The 20552-nt window shown below is 73.5% G+C and carries 18 protein-coding genes and 1 pseudogene; 6 read left to right on the forward strand and 13 right to left on the reverse strand.

Annotation, left to right across the window (positions count from 1 at the left end; translation table 11 throughout):
• Window positions 1-21: 21 nt before the first annotated feature.
• The 10 genes from FHS39_RS25730 to FHS39_RS13535 form a co-directional block, all read right to left on the reverse strand.
• Window positions 22-960, reverse strand: coding sequence for an ornithine carbamoyltransferase (locus FHS39_RS25730; protein WP_184349558.1), 939 nt, complete (start codon window positions 958-960; stop codon window positions 22-24).
• 75 nt (window positions 961-1035) lie between these two features.
• Window positions 1036-2001: a diiron oxygenase gene (locus tag FHS39_RS13495; RefSeq protein ID WP_184349559.1), complete on the reverse strand. Its 966-nt coding sequence runs from the start codon at window positions 1999-2001 to the stop codon at window positions 1036-1038.
• On the reverse strand, window positions 1998-2948 hold the full coding sequence (locus tag FHS39_RS13500) for a pyridoxal-phosphate dependent enzyme (RefSeq protein ID WP_184349560.1): 951 nt from the start codon (window positions 2946-2948) through the stop codon (window positions 1998-2000). The genes FHS39_RS13495 and FHS39_RS13500 overlap by 4 nt, the downstream gene beginning before the upstream one ends.
• A gap of 233 nt (window positions 2949-3181) precedes the next feature.
• On the reverse strand, window positions 3182-4660 hold the full coding sequence (locus FHS39_RS25735; protein WP_184349561.1) for an MFS transporter: 1479 nt from the start codon (window positions 4658-4660) through the stop codon (window positions 3182-3184).
• Between the two features lie 505 nt (window positions 4661-5165).
• Window positions 5166-6377 carry a globin domain-containing protein gene (locus FHS39_RS13510; RefSeq protein WP_343069560.1) on the reverse strand — a complete coding sequence of 404 codons (1212 nt, stop codon included), beginning with the start codon at window positions 6375-6377 and terminating at the stop codon, window positions 5166-5168.
• Window positions 6378-6502: 125 nt separating this feature from the next.
• Window positions 6503-8317 (reverse strand): ATP-dependent zinc metalloprotease FtsH, encoded by a 1815-nt coding sequence (gene ftsH / locus FHS39_RS13515; protein ID WP_246470189.1) that lies wholly within the window; start codon window positions 8315-8317, stop codon window positions 6503-6505.
• 276 nt (window positions 8318-8593) lie between these two features.
• Window positions 8594-9463 carry a universal stress protein gene (locus FHS39_RS13520; RefSeq protein WP_184349563.1) on the reverse strand — a complete coding sequence of 290 codons (870 nt, stop codon included), beginning with the start codon at window positions 9461-9463 and terminating at the stop codon, window positions 8594-8596.
• Between the two features lie 105 nt (window positions 9464-9568).
• On the reverse strand, window positions 9569-10048 hold the full coding sequence (locus FHS39_RS13525; RefSeq protein ID WP_184349564.1) for an NUDIX hydrolase: 480 nt from the start codon (window positions 10046-10048) through the stop codon (window positions 9569-9571).
• Between the two features lie 31 nt (window positions 10049-10079).
• Window positions 10080-10661, reverse strand: a complete 582-nt coding sequence (locus FHS39_RS13530; RefSeq protein ID WP_184349565.1) for a hypothetical protein — start codon at window positions 10659-10661, stop codon at window positions 10080-10082.
• Window positions 10662-10729: 68 nt separating this feature from the next.
• The gene (locus FHS39_RS13535) at window positions 10730-11518 is read right to left on the reverse strand and encodes an aspartate/glutamate racemase family protein (RefSeq protein WP_184349566.1); all 789 of its coding nucleotides are present in this window, start codon (window positions 11516-11518) and stop codon (window positions 10730-10732) included.
• A gap of 58 nt (window positions 11519-11576) precedes the next feature.
• Here FHS39_RS13535 and FHS39_RS13540 point away from each other — a divergent pair, with 58 nt between their 5' ends.
• A complete protein-coding gene (locus FHS39_RS13540) occupies window positions 11577-12746 on the forward strand; it encodes a glycosyltransferase (RefSeq protein WP_184349567.1) in 1170 nt (389 codons plus the stop codon).
• Window positions 12747-12791: 45 nt separating this feature from the next.
• Here the strand turns inward: FHS39_RS13540 and FHS39_RS13545 are convergent, their stop codons facing one another.
• Entirely contained in the window at window positions 12792-14045 is a 1254-nt protein-coding gene (locus FHS39_RS13545; RefSeq protein ID WP_184349707.1) for a TerD family protein, read from the reverse strand.
• A 183-nt stretch (window positions 14046-14228) separates the two neighbouring features.
• On the opposite strand from FHS39_RS13545, the gene FHS39_RS13550 reads away from it, so the two are divergent.
• The 5 genes from FHS39_RS13550 to FHS39_RS13570 all read left to right on the forward strand — a co-directional run bounded on the left by FHS39_RS13550 (window position 14229) and on the right by FHS39_RS13570 (window position 19890).
• Complete coding sequence (locus FHS39_RS13550; protein WP_184349568.1) at window positions 14229-14711, forward strand: DUF6643 family protein; 483 nt, start codon at window positions 14229-14231, stop codon at window positions 14709-14711.
• 79 nt (window positions 14712-14790) lie between these two features.
• Window positions 14791-15624 carry an MOSC domain-containing protein gene (locus FHS39_RS13555; RefSeq protein WP_184349569.1) on the forward strand — a complete coding sequence of 278 codons (834 nt, stop codon included), beginning with the start codon at window positions 14791-14793 and terminating at the stop codon, window positions 15622-15624.
• Between the two features lie 178 nt (window positions 15625-15802).
• A complete protein-coding gene (locus FHS39_RS13560) occupies window positions 15803-16453 on the forward strand; it encodes an Rv1733c family protein (protein ID WP_343069562.1) in 651 nt (216 codons plus the stop codon).
• A 105-nt stretch (window positions 16454-16558) separates the two neighbouring features.
• A complete protein-coding gene (locus FHS39_RS13565; protein WP_184349570.1) occupies window positions 16559-18955 on the forward strand; it encodes a right-handed parallel beta-helix repeat-containing protein in 2397 nt (798 codons plus the stop codon).
• Between the two features lie 80 nt (window positions 18956-19035).
• Entirely contained in the window at window positions 19036-19890 is an 855-nt protein-coding gene (locus FHS39_RS13570; protein WP_184349571.1) for a DeoR family transcriptional regulator, read from the forward strand.
• A gap of 211 nt (window positions 19891-20101) precedes the next feature.
• On the opposite strand, the pseudogene FHS39_RS26065 reads toward FHS39_RS13570, so the two are convergent.
• Both FHS39_RS26065 and FHS39_RS13580 read right to left on the reverse strand, forming a co-directional pair.
• A pseudogene (locus FHS39_RS26065) lies at window positions 20102-20371 on the reverse strand (chromosome condensation regulator); the annotation flags it as partial.
• A gap of 3 nt (window positions 20372-20374) precedes the next feature.
• The gene (locus FHS39_RS13580; RefSeq protein ID WP_184349572.1) at window positions 20375-20521 is read right to left on the reverse strand and encodes a hypothetical protein; all 147 of its coding nucleotides are present in this window, start codon (window positions 20519-20521) and stop codon (window positions 20375-20377) included.
• Window positions 20522-20552 lie beyond the last annotated feature (31 nt).

Here is a 20552-nt window from a genome sequence, read left to right on the forward strand (position 1 = left end):
GGTTCAGCGGCGCCGGTGTCCTCACGGCGCGGCGGCCGTCCATTCGAGGACGGCCATCGCGCTGGACAGCTTCATCGCCGCCTGGGTCCAGGCCAGTGAGCGGGGCCCGTCCAGGACCCGGGCCGCCACCTCGTCGCCGCGGTGGGCGGGCAGGTCGTGCATGAACGACGCCCGTGGCCAGCGGTCGAGCAGCTCCTCGCCGACGTGGAAGGGGCGGAAGTCCTCCCGCCAGCCGGGGTCGGGCTTGCGGGTGCCCGTGGTCTGCCAGCGGGTGGTGTAGAGGACGTCCACCTCGCGGGGTGCCGGTTCGAGCGTGTGGATCTGCTCGACGGCCGCGCCGGTGCTCTCGGCGCGTTGCCGGGCGGCCTGCAGTTCGGCGTCGGGAAGCCCGTATCCGGCGGGGGTGGCGAAGGTGGCGCGGGCGCCGGGGACGGTCGCGAGGGCGTGGGCGAGGGCGACCGCGGTGTTGTTGCCCTCGCCCACGTAGAGGACGCGTATGCCGCTGAGGTCGCCGAAGGTGAGCGCGAGCGTGGCGAGGTCGCAGACGCCCTGGCTCGGGTGTTCCTGTGCCGTCATGGCGTTGACGACCGGCAGCCGGCCGTGCCGGGACAGCTCCCTGAGCTCGTCGAGGGGGCCTGCGGTGCGGGCCACCAGGGCGTCGAGCATCGAGCCCAGCACCCGGCCGGTGTCGCCGACCGACTCCCCGGTGTTGAGCTGGAGGTCGGCGGGGCCGTAGGCGATGGGGGCGGCGCCGAGCCGGAGGGCGCCCACGGTGAAGGCGGTGCGGGTGCGGGTGGAGGTCTGGGTGAACAGCATGCCCACCGCCCAGCCGTCCAGCGGCCGTTCGTGGGCCCCGCCGTCGTGGAACAGCTCGACGGAGCGGGCGGTCAGGCCGGCGAGCTGCGGCGGTGCGAGCTCCGCCAGCGTGAACAGGCCGCGCTCTTGCCGGACTTCGGTCATCGATCCACCTCTCCGTGGGCCCGTCGGCCGCACACCACCCGCCGCAACCGGTCCGCTCGTCCGGGGCGGGCCCGGTCAGCCGGGGTCCGGGGGCGGGGTCCGGGGCGGTCCGGGGCGCGGCGGCAGGCCGGCCGCCTCGAACGCCTCGCGGCCGCCGGCCACGTCCATGACGCCTGCCTCTTCGAACAGGTGGACCGCCTGCCGGGACGAGGCGCGGATGCCCTCGTCCACCGTGTCCGCCGGGTAGGCGTCGCGTACGACCTCGGCGACGGCCCGCGGCCCGAGCCCGGCGGCGGCGAGCGAGGCCCGGACGGGGCGCAGGTCGGGCAGCAGGCTGGAGCGGATCAGCCCCGGCAGGCAGCGGGCGATGCGCTCGCGCCGCCCGGCGCTCTCCCGGGCCCACAGCTCGCGGAAGAAGCGTGTGAAGAAGGCGTGGTGCCAGGCTTCGTCCCGGGCGTGGTCGCGGACGGTCTCCCGGACGAGCGTCAGCACCCGGGGGTCCTTCGGCACGTCGTTCAGGATCGCCGTGATCAGCGTTTCGAAGACGACGACCTGCAGGAGCCGGGCGAGTACGGGTTCGTCGGGCAGCGCGTGCTCGCCGACCGCGTCGAGCCGGGCGAGGTAGGGCCCGAAGTCGTAGGCGAGCGGCGGGATCTTCGAGGCGCGGGCGATCTGGTCGACGACGTCGAGGCTGAAGAGGGAGTGGTAGCCCTCGTCGCAGTAGATGCGGTAGGCGTCGAGGCGGGTGGCGGTGGGCAGGTCCATGCCGCTGCGGCCTCCGGCGATGCGTTCCGTGGCGCGGTTGACCACGCGCGTCTCGAACTGGGCGGTGAAGCCGAGGTAGTGGTAGAGGTGCCTGGCCAGGAGGGCGGCGCGGGCGGGCTCGGGCAGCTCGCGGACGCGGGGGTGGCCGCAGTAGGGCACCAGGGTGGGCGGGAAGAAGTGCCGGCCGGCCTCCAGCTCGCCGTCGAGCGTGCGGCGGGGTGTGCCCCGCACGGTGGCCCGCTCGTACCAGTCGCCGCCGGGCCGGGCCGTGTTCATGCGGCGCGCTCCACGGACAGGATCTCGGCGTCGCGGGCCACGTCCACCTCCGTCAGTCCCTTGCCGGCCCGCCAGGACGCGTCGTAGACGGTGTCGAGGTAGCGGTCGGCGCCGTCGGGGCACAGGCAGACCGTGTGGGCCTGCCGGTACGGGTGGCGCTGCAGGCGCAGGGCCGCCGCCACCAGCGCCCCCGAACTGCCGCCCACCTCGATGCCGGTGGACTTCGCCAGCCACAGGCAGGCGCTCACCGCCTCGTCCGGCGTGACCCGGACGGTGGGCCGGTGGCCGTCCGGCAGGAAGGCCGAGGGGCGGCTGGCGCCTATGCCGGGCAGGACGCGCCGGCCGGGCCGGCCACCGAGGGCCGCCGAGCCGCCCACGTCGACGCCAACGAGCCGCCAGGGAGGCCGGGCCGCGGCGGCGTAGCGACGGAATCCGGCCAGGGTGCCTCCGGTGGAGACGGCAATCAGGACGTCGGCCGGCTGCTCGCCGATCTGGGCGCGCAGTTCGGGCCCGGTCTCCCGGACGTGGACGAGCGGGCTGGCGGGGTTGGTGTACTGGTCGGGCCAGACCAGCCCGGGCTCGGCGCGCAGCAGTTCGCGCAGGCGGGCCAGGCGGCTGAGCAGATAGCCGCCCGCGCCGTCGGGTTCGTCCACCGTGATCAGGCGCCCGCCCAGGACCCGTACCGCGTCGGCCAGCGAGGTGCTGATCACCGGGTCCACGACGGCGGTGAACGGCACGCGGCGGGCCGCGGCGACGGCGGCCAGCGCCAGGCCGAGGTTGCCGGAGGTGGACTCGACGATGCCGATCGCGGGGTTCACCCGGTCGGCGACGTCCTCCCACAGGGCGAGCGCGGTACGGCCTTTGACGGATCCGTACGGGCCGTGCGCCTCCAGCTTCAGCCGGAGAGTGGTGCGGTGGCCGCCGACGGACATCTCCAGGGTGACCACCGGGGTGGAGGGTCCGCGGGCTCCACCCGGCCCTGCCGGATGTGCGCGACCGTCCTCAACGTCCGCCAAGACGCCTCCCCGAGGCTGCTCGGTAAGGGCCGATCACCGACCGGGGAAGCAGTACCCCCTCATCTTCGAATTTATGGGGCCGCGGCGCGCACGGCAAGGCGGTGTGGGCGCTCGTATCCGGCCGGAATACGGCGGGTTGGGCACGGCGGGGGCGCTGGCCGTGCCTATCTCGGGGGCTGGTCGGTGGCCTCGTCCGTGGCGCGGGCGGGGCCGGGGAGCCGGGCCGGGTCCTGGGGCCTGGCCGCCGCCTGGTCGGCCACGGGGGATGCCGGATCCATGGCGCGTGCCGGGCCGTTCGCGGTGGTGGCGGCCGAGGAGGTGGCCGGGGAGGCCGGGCGGCGACCGGCGATCCGCTTGGCGAGGGCGACCGCGGCGCCCTCGGCCACCGGGGTCGACGGGACCACGGGCCGTTCGGGGAGCAGCCGGGAGCGGTAGAGCAGGGCGACCGCCGCTGCCGAGGCCAGTCCGAAGGAGACGCAGCAGATCCAGGGCAGCCAGGCCATGCCGGCCTGTGCGCCCAGGTCCATGGCCCGGCCGACCACGGCGTTGCCGCCGGTGGCGGCGAGGCCGGAGAAGACGTAGAAGAGGCCGAAGTAGGTGCCCGTCAGCTGTTCCCGGCCGAAGCCGGGGACCATCTCCAGCACCGTGGGGTGGGCGATCATGATGCCGAAGAAGAGCAGCAGCGCGCCGACGACCATGACCAGCATCCTCGCCCCCGCCTCGTGGCTGTCCTTGGGCGGTTCGGTGCCGCAGATGAGCAGGGGCGGTACGAACCCGAGCCCCATGACGACGAGTCCGGAGCTCACCCAGCGGGTGCCGCCGCCGTTTCTCAGCAGCGCCCGGGTGATGCGGAGCTGGAACACCATGTTGACGATCGCGCCGATGGCCAGCAGCACCCCTGGCGACCCCTTCCAGCCGGAGGCCTGCAACGCCCCTTCGGGCAGCAGCAGATACAGCTGGTTCTCCACGGTGAACATGCCGGTCGTGGCGAAGCAGAAGAGCAGGAACCGGCGGTTGCAGAAAGCTTCCCGCCAGTCCCCCAGGACCGTGGCCGAAGGCCTGCGGGGCGCGGCCTCGTGCCGCGGCAGCACCATGGCCTGCGCGACGGTCAGGGCCCCGAAGACCGCCGCCACCGCGAGGGCGCAGCCCCGGAAGTCGGCCAGGAACAGCACGCTGCCCAGCAGGAGTCCCATGAGTGAACCGCAGGTGGCGTAGACGTTGAGCAGTGCGAACGCCTCGGACTTGTGGTCGTCGGACTCCTGGGTGACGTAGGTGCGAACAGCCGGGTAGAAGAGCGCCGCCGCGACGCCGGTGAGGACGGACGCGCCGAGGAGCAGTGGCAGGGAGCTGCCGAAGGCGAAGAGCCCGAAGCCGACCGTTCTCAGTGCACAGCCGACGATGATCACCACACGCGGCCCGAGCCGGTCGGTCGCGGACCCGCCGAGGATGAACAAGCCCTGCTGACTGAGATTCCGCGCCCCGAGCACCAGGCCGACGAGCGCGGCCGACATTCCCAGCCCCTGCTCCAGATAGGCCGCGAGAAACGGCATCAGGAGGTAGAACCCGATGTCGATCCCAAACTGATTGATCAATAGCAATCGCAATGAGAGCGGCAGCTTACGGGTCACCCGAAATTTCCTCATGCGCGTTCCTGGTTTCAGCCCGGACAGGCGAGAACACCCTGAACCGAGGGCGCGCCATACACCCGGAGCGTTGGACGGTGCGCAGCGCGGCAGCGGACGGCAACCATGGCGACCTCAGGCTTCTTACAGGTCAAAAGCCTGATCAAGGGTCAGAGCGCCTCGGCTTCTGGCACGTCGGCTCGCTATTCCGTTCACGGGAACGGTCGCACTCGCTGACTTGAGTCGGCGGTCGATCATATGCTTTTGCGGTGCATCCTTACTGACCCCCAACTGCGTTCGGAAGAACACGTAGCAGACACTTTAGCAAAGCGACCCCTCTCTCGATAGTGCGCGAACGCAGGCGGAATCACCGCATGGTTCGAATCGGGGCCAATGAATTGCTACCGGTATTGTCCGCGAATGCTGGAACTGCCGTGCGCACGAACTCGCGAGCCCGGCCACGCATGGCCGACCCCGGGCGGGCTGCCGTTGCGGCCTTATTTGACGGGCAGTCAGGTCACGCCCGTCAGCCGATTCGTCCGGCCTCCGGCAGCGCGTCGTGCCGGATGCGGGCCGCGGGCAGGCCCAGGCCGGTCAGCCGCCGCGCGGTGGCGCGGACCATGGCGGGCGGTCCGCTGACGTACGCCACGTACTCGGACCAGCCGCCGTGCCGCCCCACCACTTCGGCGACGTCACCGACCACCGGCACCACGCGCAACCAGGGGCGGCGCTGCTGCAGTTCGCCCAGCCATTGGAGGTCGTACAGGTCGGAGCGGGTGCGCGCACCCACGAACAGCCTTGCGCAGCGGGGTGGTTGCGGGCGGGCGGCCAGCTCCTGCACCAGCGCCTTGGCCTGGGCGAGCCCGGTGCCGCCCGCGACCAGCAGCACATCGCGCGAGAGGTCCGCATCCAGCGTCGCCGTGCCGCCCGCCGGGCCCAGCCGCAGCACGTCCCCGACGCCGGTGCGCTCCACGAGCGCCTCGCTCACCCCGCCCGGGCCGGTCCGGCGGACGTGGAACTCCAGGGCGTCGTCCGGCCGCGGGGCGCCCGCCATCGAGTACTGCCGCCAGGCGCGGGGCAGCAGCGGCGACTCCAGCGCGCCGTGCTGCCCGGCCCGGTAGGGGTAGGGCTCGCTCGTCCGCAGGTGCAGCACCGCCAGGTCCGGCCGACGGCGCTCGTGCCCGACCACCAGCGCCTGCCAGCAGGGCGGTTCGGCGAGCGCGGCGTCCGCGCCGTCGGTCATCGCCCCGACGGCGAAGCGCAGCATGCGCAGCCACGCCCGCTCCGCCTCCGCGGGCCACTGCGGGCCCGCGCACCGGCGCAGCGCCTCGCGCAGGGCCTCCTCGAAGGAGGCGTAGTGCGCGGGCCGCACCCCGAGCTTGCGGTGGTCGCGGCCCAGCTGCCGGAAGGTGGCGGCGACCTCGTCCGGGCGGTGCAGGTTCTCGATGAGGTGGCGGAAGGCTGCCTCAAGGTGTTCCTGCTGGAAGGCCATCGAGTCGGGGAACAGCGACCGCAGGGCAGGCCGACGCCGGAACATCACCTCGTAGAGATGGGCGATGAGCTCGTCCAGGGGCGTCACCAGGTGCAGGTGTGCGGCGATCAGCCGTTGGTCGGCCGCGCCGTCGTACGGCAGGGGCTCGGGGGGCTGCGGTGCCGGGGCGAGCAACCGCCGTCGCAGCCGCATGGCGTCGTGGCGTGCGAGCAGCGCGTGGTAGTCGTCGTTCCGGGTGACGCTCACGAGGCCCGGCCTCCTCTAAGGTCGCCTGTGCGGTCGGTCCGGAACCGATCATGAACGGCCCGGGCCGCCGGGTTCAGCGGCCACTGGGCCCTTCCCCGGGGGCCGTTGGTCCCCGTCTACCGCCGTCAGGGGCCGCCGCCCGCGGGGTGGGCGGGGACCGTGCTGCGGAGCACCTCCAGCACGACGGCGCCGTCGACGGTCTCCCGGGTGACCAGCAGGTCCGCGAGCCGGTCGAGGGCGGCGCGGTGGTCGCGGAGCAGGCCGAGGGCTCGCTCCTCGGCCCGCCGCAGGAGCAGGGCGACTTCCTCGTCGACGATGCGCTGCGTCTGCTCCGAGTAGGGCCGCCGGAGCTGGTCCTCCGGGGTGGGCTCGCCGAGGTACTGCAGTGAGGAGGAGGCGTAGCCGACCGGGCCCAGGGTCGGAGAGAGCCCGAACTCGCGGACCATGCGGGTCGCGATCTGGGTGGCCCCGGCCAGGTCGTTGGCCGCGCCCGTCGAGCCCTCGCCGAAGACCACCAGTTCCGCCGACCGGCCGGCCAGCCGGACGGCCAGCAGGTCGGTGAGGTAGGCCTCGCTGTAGAGGTGGCGCTCGGCTTCGGGGAGCTGCTCGGTGACGCCGAGGGTCACCCCGGAGGGCAGGATGGTGACCTTGGCGACCGGGTCGGCGTGCTCGCACAGTGCGGCCACCAGGGCGTGGCCGGACTCGTGGACGGCCACCGAGTGCCGCTCCTCGGGCAGCAGGGCGTTGGACGACTCCCGGCGGCCCAGCAGCACCCGGTCCCGGGCGGCGTCGAGATCCTGCGCCTGGATGACCGACCGGTCGGCCCGGACGGCGTTGATGGCCGCCTCGTTGACGAGGTTGGCGAGGTCCGCGCCGGAGAAGCCGGGGGTGGCGCGGGCGACCACGTCCAGGTCGACCTCGGGGGCGAGGGTCTTGCCGCGGGCGTGCACGGTGAGGATCGCGGCCCGCTCGGCCTGGTTGGGCAGCGGCACGGTCACCTGCCGGTCGAAGCGGCCGGGGCGCAGCAGGGCGGGGTCGAGGGCGTCGGGGCGGTTGGTGGCGGCCAGCACCACAATGCCGGTGCCCTGGTCGAAGCCGTCCATCTCGGCGAGGAGCTGGTTGAGGGTCTGCTCGCGCTCATCGTTGCCGCCGAGCCGGGTGCCGCCCCCGCGGCGGCCGCCGACGGCGTCGATCTCGTCGATGAAGATGATCGAGGGGGCGCGCTTGCGGGCTTCGTCGAAGAGGTCGCGCACCCGCGAGGCGCCCACGCCGACGAACATCTCGACGAACGCGGAACCGGTCATGGACAGGAACGGCACGTCCGCCTCCCCAGCGACGGCCCGGGCGAAGAGCGTCTTGCCGGTGCCGGGCGGCCCGACCATGATGACGCCGCGCGGCCCCTTGGCCCCGGCGCGGGCGTAACGCTCGGGGTGGCGCAGGAAGTCGACGACCTCGCTGATCTCCTGCTTGACGCCGTCGTATCCGGCCACGTCGGCGAAGCCGGTGGTCGGCCGCTCGGCTTCGATGATCTTCGCCCGGGACCGGCCGATGGCGCTGATGCCGCCGGTCAGCGAACCGGCCGTGCGGCGGACGCTCCACAGGAAGAAGCCGATCAGGAGCAGCAGCGGCAGGAAGGCCACCAGGAGGGAGGGCCAGATGCTGGTGTCGCTCCGGGTCGCGGTGATCTTGACGTGCTGTGCCTGGAGCTGCTGTTCGAGGTTGGTGGAGCCCAGCGCGGTGGGGATCTGGGTGGTGAAGGACTTGCCGTCCTTGAGGGTGCCGTCGACCGCGCCCTTGTCGTTGATGTCGACCGTCTGGATCTGACCGGCTCCGACCTTGGCGACGAAGTCGCTGTAGGAGACCTGGCTGCGGGCCGGGCCCGCCAGGCCGCGGGTCAGCATCAGCACGATCACCAGGCTGACCAGGATGAACGGCAGCATCCACCGCCACCGTCCGGGTACCGGCTGCTGCGGGGGCGGGGGCGGGGGCTCGGAGGGCGGACCGGGAGGGCCCGGCTTGGCGGGCGGTGCCAGGTGCCGCAGGGGAAGGCGAATGCGAGTGATCACGGAACGCTCTCTTCCGGCGGGGCGGCGGCGCTGCGGACCAGCGCCGCGTCCACACCTCCAGCTTCGGCCCACGGCGCCCGGACGGCCAGAGCCCCCCGCCCCGGGCGGGGGCGGTGCGCCCTCACCCGCGCGCCCTCGCCCCGTGCGCCGTCACCTGTTCGGCACCACCGCCACCGGGCAGGCCGCGCGGTGCAGCGCGCGGTGGGCGACCCGCCCCAGGTGGAGCCCCCGGTGGCCGTGGCGGCTCGCGGCGCCCAGCACCAGCAGGTCGGCCTCGGCGGAGAGCCGGACGAGCGCCTTGTGCGCGGGCCCCTCGACGGTGGTGTGGCGGACGGTGACCTCGGGATGTGCGCGGTGCGGCTCCCGCAAGGCGGCGGCCAGGGCGGCGGAGGCGCGGTCTTCGTGGGCCTGGGTCTGGGTGTCCAGGATGCTCATGCGGTCGAGGGGCTCCTGCTCGGGAAAACGCCAGGCCCGTACCGCCTGGAGCTCGCAGCCTCGCGCCTCGGCCTCGCGCAGGGCGAACCGTACGGCGGCCGCCGACTCCTCGGCCCCGACGCCGACGACCACCCTGCCGCACTCGCCCCGCAGGTTCCGCTCCTCGCCCCGCACCACGACGGCGGGGCCGTGGGCGCGGCCGGCCACGGCCAGGCTCACCGAGCCCAGCAGCAGCTCCTTGACGACTCCGCGCCCCGACGCACCCGTGATCACGGCCGCGGCCTCGCGGGACTCCGCCAGCAGCGCTTCCACGGCGTCCTCGGGTGCCAGCACGGTCTCCACGGCCAGGCGCGGCGCCCGCTGTCCGGCGCGCTGCCCCGCCGAGGCGACGACGCGCTCGGCCAGGGCCTCCTCCGCGAGGTACTCGCCGTTCGTGGACGGCACCGGGCCCTCGTAGCGCTCCCACAGCGACGCGTAGACCACGCGCAGGGGCAGGTGCAGGCGCACCGCCTCGTCCACCGCCCAGTCCAGGGCCGTCAGGCTGCCGTCGGATCCGTCGACACCCACCACCAGGGGATGCTCCATCGTTCCCACCGCCTCACCGTGTGAAATCTGCTGCCTCTCCCCTTTTCTTCCCCTCCTTGCGGGTTTCCCCCGACGATCACACGTTGAGCCGCCCGGCTCACGCGCTCAGCCCTGGCCGATGCCCTCGAACCACGTCGGGCCGCCCGCCGCGGCCTGCTTGATGCGCGACACCGCGAAGTCCTCCATCGCCGGCAGGGCGTCCGGCTCGAACCAGCCGACCTCCAGCGACTCGTCGTCGTTGACCCGCGCCTCGCCGCCCACCGCGCGGGCGAGGAAGCAGATGTCCATGAACTGGCAGACGTCGCCGTTGGGGTAGGTGACCCGCTGCAGCGCCTCGACCAGCAGGATCCGCTCCGGTACGCACCGGACGGCGGTCTCCTCCCAGACCTCGCGGACCAGGGCCGCGGCGGGCTGTTCGCCGGGCTCGGGGATGCCGCCGATGATGGACCACTGGCCCGTGTCGGCACGGCGGCCCAGAAGAATGCGGCCCTCGTCGTCGAGGACGATGGCGCTCACTCCGGGCATCCACAGCAGCTGGCTGCCCACGGAGGCCCGGATGTCTCGGATGAAGTCGGGGATCGGCATGCGCCGAGCCTAATGCCGAGCCTCATGGGACTCAGGCCGAGGCCGGACGGCCGCCCAGCAGCCGGAGCCGGTCGCGGATCACCCGGACGGCCGCCTCGGCGTCGTCCACGGTGACCGTGAGCGTACGGCCGTCCCACAGCCGCAGCACAATGCCCTCGCCGCGCCGCACGATCACGGCCGTGCCCTTCTCCGGGCGCCAGCGGTAGCCCCAGCCACCCCACTGGCACGGGGTGACCTGGGGGTCGAAGTCGGCGCCGACCACCTGGGCGAGCGGGATGCGGGTGCGGGGCACGCCGATGTGGCCGCAGCGCACTTCCAGGGTGTCCTTGTCGACCCGTACCGCCACATGGACGAAGGCGATGGTGCCGTAGAGCATCAGCAGCCCCGCCGCGACGCAGCCGACGACCGCCATCACCAGGGGGGCGAGGCCGGCCGTCCAGGCGCTGTCCACGGCCAGGTCGATCCCCAGGGCGAGGCACGCGGCTCCGACACCGGCCATCAGCCACTGCACGCGGTTGGTGGCCCGTCCGGTCCAGACGGCGGGCGCGCCCTCGTCGCGGTCGGAGCTCTGCGGGCCCTCATGCCCCTGCGGGCCCTGGAAGTGGTCCCTCATACCGGGCAGCCTACCCACGATCCGGCGCCCTGGCAGGGGTGGTGCGGCGAGGTGCCCGAATGGGTGCGTCAGGGATGCGCGGGGGCGGCGGCCATGAGGGAGCGGCCCTCGGGGTACGTCAGCACGACCGGCTCGAGCTCGGCCTCCCGGCCGCTGTGCAGCACGGTGAGGGTGCCGGTGGGCTCGGCGTCGGGCATCGGCACGGCGCCGGCGCGGCGCAGCGCCTGGGCGGCCACGGCCGCCGCCGAGCCGTAGAGCGAGACGCGGGGTGCGGAGGGCGGCTGGACGGCGGCGCGGATGCGCTCCGCGACGAGCTCGTAGTGGGTGCAGCCCAGCACGACGGAGCGGACGTCGGCGGGCGTGAGCTCTGCTGCGGCCTGCACGGCGGCCTCGATGGCCGCGGAGTCGGCGCGCTCCACGGCGTCGGCCAGGCCCGGGCAGGGCACTTCGGTGACGGCGACGCCGGAGGCGAAGTCGCGGATGAGGCCGCGCTGGTAGGGGCTGCCGGTGGTGGCGGGGGTGGCCCAGATGGCGACGGGGCCGCCGTCGGCCGCGGCGGGCTTGATGGCGGGCACGGTCCCGACGACCGGGAGCCCGGGTTCCAGTTCGGCGCGTATCGCCTCGAGCGCGTGCACGGAGGCGGTGTTGCAGGCGACGATCAGCGCGTCGGGGCGGTGGGCCGCGGCGGCGCGGGCGCAGGCCAGGGCGTGCTCGGTGATGCCCTCGGGGGTCCGCGGTCCCCAGGGCATGCCGTCGGGGTCGTTGGAGAGGACCAGATCGGCATCGGGCCGCAGTCGGTGCACGGCGGCTGTCGCCGCGAGGAGGCCGATGCCGGAGTCCAGGAGCGCGATCTTCACCCGGTCACTTTAATCGATTCGCCCGGCGGACCGGCCGGGGTGCGGCAGACTGCGGCGGATGAGCGCGCTGATGTGGATCACGGTCGGTTCCCTGGCCGCGTGGGTGTGGCTGCTGCTGGGGCAGGGTTTCTTCTGGCGTACGGACGTCAGACTGCCGGAGCGCGCCGATCCCGGGCAGTGGCCGGCCGTGGCGGTCGTGGTCCCGGCGCGGGACGAGGCGGCGGTGCTGCCGTCGAGCCTGCCCTCGCTGCTCGCCCAGGACTATCCGGGGCGGGCGGAGGTCTTCCTCGTCGACGACGGCAGCACGGACGGCACGGGCGCGCTGGCCCGCTCGCTGGCGCGGGAGCACGGCGGGCTGCCGCTGACGGTGGACTCGCCCGGGGAGCCGGGGCCCGGCTGGACGGGCAAGCTGTGGGCGGTGCGGCACGGGATGGCGCTGGCCCGGGCGCGGACCGACGCCGAGTACCTGCTGCTGACGGACGCCGACATCGCGCACGCCCCGGACAGCCTGCGGGAGTTGGTCGCGGCGGCCCGGTCGGCCGACGTGGATCTGGTGTCGCAGATGGCGCGGCTGAGGGTGGCCTCGCCGTGGGAGCGGCTGGTCATCCCGGCCTTCGTGTACTTCTTCGCCCAGCTGTATCCCTTCCGCTGGGTCAACCGGCCCGGCGCGCGGACCGCGGCCGCCGCAGGCGGGTGCGTGCTGCTGCGGCGGGAGGCGGCGGAGCGGGCCGGGGTGCCGGACTCGATCCGGCAGGCGGTGATCGACGACGTGGCGCTGGCCCGGGCCGTCAAGCGGTCGGGCGGCCGGATCTGGCTGGGGCTCGCGGACCGGGTGGACAGCGTCCGGCCCTATCCGGGCCTGGGCGAGCTGTGGCGGATGGTCTCGCGCAGCGCCTACGCCCAGCTGCGCCACCAGCCGCTGCTGCTGGCGGGGACGGTGGCCGGGCTGGCGGTGCTCTACCTCGCACCGCCGGTGGCGGTGGTGGCGGGTGCCGTGGCCGGGGCCGCGCTCCCGCTCGCCCTCGGCGCGGGCGCGTGGGCGGTGATGACGGGCACGTACCTGCCCATGCTGCGCTACTACCGGCAGCCGCTGAGGCTCGCGCCGCTGTTGCCCCTGACGGCGCTGCTGTACCTGCTGATGACCGTCGACTCGGCGGTGCAGCACTACCGCGGCCGGGGCGCGGCCTGGAAGGGGCGTACGTACGCCCGTCCCGAGACCACGCCGTGACGCGGCATCATCCGCGGCGCATCGCCCGCCCCGTGGCGAATCATTTCACTTGCGGCCCGGTGTCCAGTTCATGCCCCAGCCGTAGGCCCGGTCGAGGGTGCGCTGGGGGCTGACGCCGCGGTCGGGCACCAGATAGCGGGCCTCGCGCTGGACGACGAGGTCGCCGCCGTTGTTGGTGATCAGGGCCAGGGCGCAGACGTTGGAGGGCACGGTGCACTCGTCGAGCGAGAAGTCGACGGGGGCGCCGTGCTGGGGCTGGAGGGTGACGGTGGCGTGCAGGTCGGCGAAGCTGCGTGCGCCTTCGTAAATGGTGACAAATACCAAGATACGACGGAATGCCGCGATGTGGTCGAGGTTGATGGTCAGGTTCTCGCCCGTTTCGACCGCGCCCGTCCGGTCGTCGCCGTCGAGGTGGATGAACGGCGGCTGGTACAGCGAGCCGAAGGAGTTGCCGAGCGCCTGGACCACGCCCTTGCTGCCGTCGCTGAGCTCGAACAGGGCGCCGAGGTCGAGGTCCAGATCGGCGTGGAGGGCCATGGCCTTGCCCAGCTTCTGGGTCCAGCCCTTGAACTGCTTGCGCACCTCCCAGTTGAGGTTGACGCGCATGGTGCCCGAGGTGCCGCCCTGCTTGGTGAGCGAGACGGTCGGTGCATCCTTGGTCAGCGTGACCTTCGTCAGGCGTACGGGCGCGGGGGCCGCGGCCGGAACGGGCGGCAGGAGGGGCGGGGCGGCCGGCACCACCGGGGCGGGCCGCTCCTGGACGGGGACGGCGACGGTCTGCGGTGTGTCGACGGTGATGCCGAAGTCGGTCGCCAGGCCCTCTAGGCCGCTGCCGTAGCCCTGGCCCACCGCGCGGAACTTCCACTCGCCCTGCCGCCGGTAGAGCTCCCCGAGGACGAAGGCGGTCTCCACGGTGGCGTCCCGGCTGTCGAAGCGGGCCAGCTCCGTGCCGCTCGCGGCGTCGAAGACGCGGATGTGCAGGCCGGGCACCTGCCCGAAGGCGCCGCCGTCGGCCGAGGCCGCGAGCACCACGGTCTCCACGGCCGGCTCCAGCGCGCCCAGGTCGACCGTGACGGTGTCGGTCACCGCTCCGGCGGCGGGGCGCTTGCCCTCGTGCCGGACGGCGCCCGAAGGGTGCACCGGCTGGTTGTAGAAGACGAAGTCCGCGTCCGAACGGACCCGGCCGCCCGTCAGCAGCAGCGCCGAGGCATCGACGTCCGGCACGCCCGGACCCGTGTCCCAACCCAGCTCGACCCGCACGGCCGATGCCGGAATCCGGACATTGCCGCCTTTGAGCATCTGCATGCTCCACCCCTCCGAAAACAGCCGTTAAGCAGCCGGTCTTTACACGATCCCAACGTACCTTGACGACCGATTTTCCCAAGTTCGCTCGGATTGATGGTCGGCAGTGGCCTCCGGCCCGGGAATCAACCCCCGTACCGGCCTCCCCAACCGACACACCATGGGCTTAACTTATGGGCTATGACCTCCCCCCGCAGTGCCTACGGTGGCTACTACGCATCGTCGTCCTTCCCGGACACCCCCATCTACGACAGCCTCGTCGCCGAGCGGGGCACCCCCCAGATCGCGCCGATCCGGGTGTCGTCCCCGTACGACTTCGGCAACAGCAACCTGCCCGCGCTGCCGGCCCTGCCCTCCGGCCCGTCCTCGCAGCAGGCTTCCCCGGCGCAGCACAACGGCTATCCCGGCCAAGCCGCGCCGTACGGCCAGCAGTCCGGCCCGGCCCAGCCCGGCGGCGGCCTGCAGCAGGCCGCGGCCCCCTACATCCCGCAGCAGGCCTCGGCGCAGCGCGGCTACGCGGGCCCGCAGCAGTACCAGCAGCGGCCCGGCGCCCCGGCGGGTCCGGCGGGCTACGAGGCGATGCGCCCGGTCGCGCCCCGGCCGGCCCCGGCGCCCTACGAGGACCCGTACCAGCGCCAGTACCCGGACCAGGGGGGGTACTGACCCGGGTCACCGGAAGCGACCGGACCGGCTGGGCGGGCGACAGGCGCCAACTGTCATATGCAGCTGGCAGGATGGCCGTATGTCGATGCCTGTGCTGAGTGCGGTCCACTTCTATCCGGTGAAGTCGATGGCGGGATGTACGCCCGGCGAGGCGGCCGTGGAGCCGTGGGGGCTCGCCGGGGACCGGAGATGGATGGTGACGGAGCCGGACGGCCGGTTCGTCACCCAACGGCAGCAGCCTCGGCTCGCCTTGGCGTCCGCGCTGCCGCTGCCCGGCGGCGGGATCAGGCTCGCCGCCGCGGGGGCCGACCCGCTCGACGTCGCCGTGCCCGCCGCACCGGGCCCGAGCGGCACGGTCACCGTGGAGGTCTTCGGGCAGAAGGTCGAGGCGGTCCCCGCGGGGGCCGCCGCCGACGCATGGGTGAGCGCGTATCTGGGGGCCGAGGCCCGTCTGGTGCACATGGACGACCCGGCGGTGCGCCGCCCCACCGATCCCGATTTCTCGCTGCCGGGCGACACCGTGAGCTTCGCCGACGGCTATCCGCTGCTGCTGGCCACCACGGCCTCGCTGGCCGAGCTCAACTCCCTGATAGCCCGCGGCGCCCACGCCGCCGAGGGCCCGCTGCCCATGGACCGCTTCCGGCCCAATGTGGTGGTCGACGGCACCGCGCCCTGGGCCGAGGACGGCTGGCGGCGGGTGCGCATCGGCGAGGTGACCTTCCGGGTCGTGAAGCCCTGCGGCCGCTGCGTGATCACCACCACCGACCAGCACACGGCCGAGCGCGGCAAGGAGCCGCTGCGCACGATCGCCGCACACCACCGCATCGGCGGCAAGCTGGTCTTCGGGCAGAACCTGATCCCCGAGCACACGGGCGTGGTCCGGGTCGGCGACGAGTTCGAGGTCCTCGCCTGACGATCCGCCCCCGGCCGTACACCGAATCCACCCGGTTCCCACCCCGCCACGGCATTTGTCACGTCAACGCGTCGCCCCGGGCCGCCTCCACAGGGGGTGATTTTGCTCTCTCCGCCGCCTTCCTCCGCATGCGCCGTCCTGTGTGAGGTATTTACGGACGGGTGAGGGGGTGAGCACCGTGCGCGCGAGGAGCTTCACGGCAGTTCTCTCGGCTTTCTCGGCGGCCTTCAGGGCCCCGGGGTTCACATGGCGGTGGCGGCGCAATCCGCTGCGGCGCCGCAGCGACGTCCTCGAGGCCTGGGCGGGGGTGGTCGCCGTGGTGCTCATGCTGGTGGCGGGTCCGGTGACGGGCTGGACTGTGGGCACACTGGCCCACCAGGCGCTGCGGGAGACCGTCCGGGAACAGCGGCAGCACCGGCATCTGGTGAGCGCCACCACGGTGCGCTCGCTGGCGGACGGCATCGCGGAGACCGACCACGAGAGCACGGCGGGGCGCGAGGGATACCACCGCGTCGTCGCCCGCTGGCCGGGGCCCGACGGCAAGGAGCACACGGGCGCGGTGGCCGTCCGTCAGCCCGGGGACGGCCAGGGGCGGTTCCCGTTGTGGACGGACGACCGGGGGCGGGTCGCCGGGCGGCCCCTGGACGATGCCTCCGCCACCGTCCACGCGACGCTGGCCGGGGCCGGAGCGGCCGTGGCGGTGGGCTGGCTGCTGGAGGCGGCGCGGCGGCTGACCGTACGCCGGATCACGCACCGGCGGTACGAGCGATGGGACCGGGCGTGGGAACGCGCCGGTCACACCTGGGGCCGGGCGGACGCGGGAAGCTGACAGCTCGCCGAGCGGTCAACTCCCGTGCCCCGCGCGCGCTACGGTGGTGCGGTCGGTAGTCATCCGTCACGGGACACAGGCACGAGGTGGGGGCACATCAGCACCATGGCACAGGGCTCGGTCCAGGTGACGCACACCGGCACCTCGCGCTGGCGGCGGCGCACGGGAGAGTACGACTGTCTCGCATCGGCCCTCGACGCGGCGGCCGACGGCGACGTGCTGTCCCTCGCCCCCGGCACCTACCGGGAGAACCTGGTGCTGACGCGGGCCGTCACGCTGCGGGCGGGCGACGGCGCGCCGGGCTCGGTGCGGATCACCCCGAGCGAGGGTGTCGCCGTCACCGTGCGGGCCTCGGCCACGCTGGTGGACCTGCACATCGAGGGCCATGACGCGGCCGCGCCCGCGCTGTTGGTGGAAGGCGGCGAGCCGGAGCTGGCCGGGCTGCGGGTCGCGACGCGCTCGGCGGTGGGCATCGAGGTGCGCGGCGGCGCCCGGCCCACCGTGCGCGGCTGTGTGGTCGACAACCCCTCGGGCGTCGGTATCAGCGTGCTCGACCGTGCGGGCGGGGTCTTCGAGGACTGCGAGGTGGTGGCGGCCGGCCAGACCGGCATCGCCGTGCGCGGCGGGGCCGAACCCCGCCTGGAGCGCTGCCGGGTGCATCACGCGCGGGGTGCGGGGCTGGCGGTGACGGGCGAGGGCAGCGCCCTGGACGCGACGGGCTGCGAGGTGTACGAGATCCGCGGGACGGGCGTGCAGGTGGCCTCGCGCGCCTCCGGGCGGCTGACCGACTGCCGGGTGCACCGCACCTCCGGCGACGGCGTCACGCTGGACACCGACGCAGTGCTGACGCTGGCCGACTGCGACATCCACGACGTTCCGGAGAACGCGGTCGACCTGCGCTCGCGCTCGGTGCTGACGATGACGCGCTCGGCCGTGCGCCGGTTCGGGCGCAACGGCCTGTCGGTGTGGGATCCGGGCACACGGGTGGAGGCCGCCCAGAGCGAGATCCACGAGAGCACGGGCGACTATCCGGCGGTGTGGGTGAGCGACGGCGCGAGCGCCGCCCTCGCCTCGTGCCGGGTGCACGACGTGCCGGATGCCCTGTTTGTCCTCGACCGCGGCTCGCGCGTGGACGTCACCGGCAGCGACCTGAGCCGGGTGCGGGGCACCGCGGTCTCGGTGAGCGGCGGGGCGGCCGCGGTGCTCGACGACTGCCGCATCCGGGAGGCGACCACCGGGGTCTGGTTCCGGGGCCACGGCAGCGGCGGCACGGTGACCGACTGCACGGTGGACGCGACGTCGACGGGCTTCATCGTCACCAAGGGCGCCGACCCGGTCGTCGAACGCTGCACGGTGAGCTCCCCCGCCGAAGCGGGCTTCTACGTCTCGGCCGAGGGGCGCGGCACGTTCCACGGCTGCCGGGTGACGGGCAGCGGCGGCTACGGCTTCCACGTCATCGACGGCTGCCGCACGACCCTGACCGGCTGCAGAGCGGAGCGGTGCACCCGGGGCGGCTACGAATTCGCCGAGGACGGGCCGGTCAGCGAGGGCTGCACCAGCGACGAGGGCACGGCCCGCGGCGTGGTGACCCAGACGGCGCCCGCGAGCGTGCCCGCGATCGCCCAGCCCGTACGGCCGCGGGCCGAGAATCCCGAGCCGGCCGGACCGGCCGCTGCCGAGGCGGACGGCGGGCGCTCCTCGGCCGCCGTGCTCGGCGAACTGGACGCGCTGGTCGGCCTGGAGAGCGTCAAGCGCGAGGTCCGCGCCCTGACCGACATGATCGAGGTCGGGCGGCGGCGCCGCCTGGCGGGCCTCAAGGCCGCCTCCGTCCGCCGGCACCTGGTCTTCACCGGCTCCCCCGGCACCGGCAAGACCACCGTCGCCCGGCTCTACGGCGAGATCCTCGCCTCCCTCGGCGTGCTCGGGCGCGGCCACCTGGTGGAGGTCTCGCGCGTGGACCTGGTGGGCGAGCACATCGGCTCGACCGCCCTGCGCACCCAGGAGGCCTTCGACCGGGCGCGCGGCGGCGTGCTGTTCATCGACGAGGCGTACGCCCTGTGCCCGGAGGACTCCGGGCGGGACTTCGGGCGGGAGGCCATCGACACGCTGGTGAAGCTGATGGAGGACCACCGGGACGAGGTCGTGGTCATCGTCGCCGGCTACACCGCCGAGATGGAGCGCTTCCTGACGGTCAACCCCGGGGTGGCCTCGCGCTTCTCACGCACCATCACCTTCGGCGACTACGCGCCGGAGGAGCTGCTGCGCATCGTGCGGCAGCAGGCGGACGAGCACGAGTACCGGATCGGCGAGGGCACGGCCGAGGCGCTGCTCGCGTACTTCACGGCAATCCCCAAGGGGCCGGCCTTCGGCAACGGCCGCACCGCCCGCCAGACCTTCGAGGCGATGGTCGAGCGGCATGCGGGCCGGGTGGCCCAGCTCACCGCCCCGAGCACCGACGACCTCACCCTGCTCTACCCGCAGGACCTGCCCGACCTGCCCTGATCCACCGGCCGGGGCCTTGTCGGCGGCGCGTGGGAGGATGAGCGCACGGGTCAAGACGGCGGCCGGAAAGGACGGTCCGGGTGAGCGACAACCAGAACCTCCTGGCGGAGCAGCGGCGCGCCCTGATCCTCGACGAGGTCAGGCGGCGCGGCGGTGTGCGGGTGAACGAGCTGACGCGGCGGCTGAACGTGTCGGACATGACGGTGCGCCGCGATCTGGACGCGCTGGCCCGGCAGGGCGTCGTGGCGAAGGTGCACGGCGGGGCGGTGCCGGTCGCGGAGGCCACGACGCATGAGCCGGGCTTCGAGGCGAAGTCGGCGCTGGAGCTGGAGTCCAAGGAGGACATCGCGCGGGCGGCGGCGAAGATGGCGTCCCCGGGCAGCGCGATCGCCCTCGCGGGCGGCACGACGGCGTATGCCCTGGCCCAGCAGTTGCTGGACGTCCCGGATCTGACGGTCGTCACGAACTCGGTACGGGTCGCCGAGGCGTTCCACACCGCTCAGCGCCCGGTGACGGCCTCGGGCCCCGCGGTCAGACCGGGCGCGGCGACGGTGGTGCTCACGGGCGGTGTGCGCACGCCGTCGGACACCCTGGTCGGTCCGGTGGCGGACGCGGCGATCCGCTCGCTCCACTTCGACGTGCTGTTCATCGGGGTGCACGGCATATCCGTGGAGGCGGGGCTGTCGACGCCGAATCTGGCCGAGGCGGAGACCAACCGCCACTTCGTCCGCTCGGCGCGGCGGGTCGTGGTCCTCGCCGACCACACCAAGTGGGGGACGGTGGGCCTGAGTTCCTTCGCCACCCTGGACGAGGTCGACGCGCTGGTGACGGACGCGGGGCTGTCGGCCGGGGCGCGGGCGGAGATCGCCGAGCGGCTGCCCGAGCTGGTGGTGGCCGGTCCTTCCCGGGGCGGCGCGGGCGGTCCGGACAGCTGACGCCCGGAGGGCTACGGTATGCGCAGCGGACTCGACGAGCCGACCCCTGGGAGGATTCAACTGGCCTTCGGAGTCGGGTGGGTGAGTGTAACGATGCATGAGTGAGTGTCGTTGTCACGGCCACGTTGTGGTATCTGCCCGCGTCAATGGCCACGACGTCGGTCAGGCCTGATGGGACACTCCCCTGCCCCATCGGGTCGCTGACCCAGGCTGCGACCGTGCCGTCCGAGCGCAGCACCATGCTGTGGGTCGAGCCTGCGACCACCGCCACGACTCCGGTCAAGCCCTGCGGTACGGTTGCCTGACCATGGGTGTTGTTGCCCCAGGCGATGACCGTGCCATCCGCTGTCAATGCCGGATTGTGGTCGCGATGCGCTGTGATCGCGACCACATTGCCCAAGCCCGCCGGGATGTTGGTCCGGCCGCTGACATTGCGCCCCCAGGCCACCACTGTGCCGTCGGACTTCAACACCAGTGTGTGGAACTACCCCGCGGCCACCGCCACCACATCGGTCGAACCCGCCGGAACTGCGGTCTGACCGTAGGTGTCATCACCCCAGGCAGCCACCGTGCCGATCGCCGGAGGATCCGTGGCCGATCGTCTCGTCATCCACCGCTCATCGGTCTGCACGACGTCTCCTTTGACGTGACGCGGGCGATCG

Source organism: Streptomyces olivoverticillatus, from assembly GCF_014203555.1.
Taxonomy (GTDB): Bacteria; Actinomycetota; Actinomycetes; order Streptomycetales; family Streptomycetaceae; genus Streptomyces; species Streptomyces olivoverticillatus.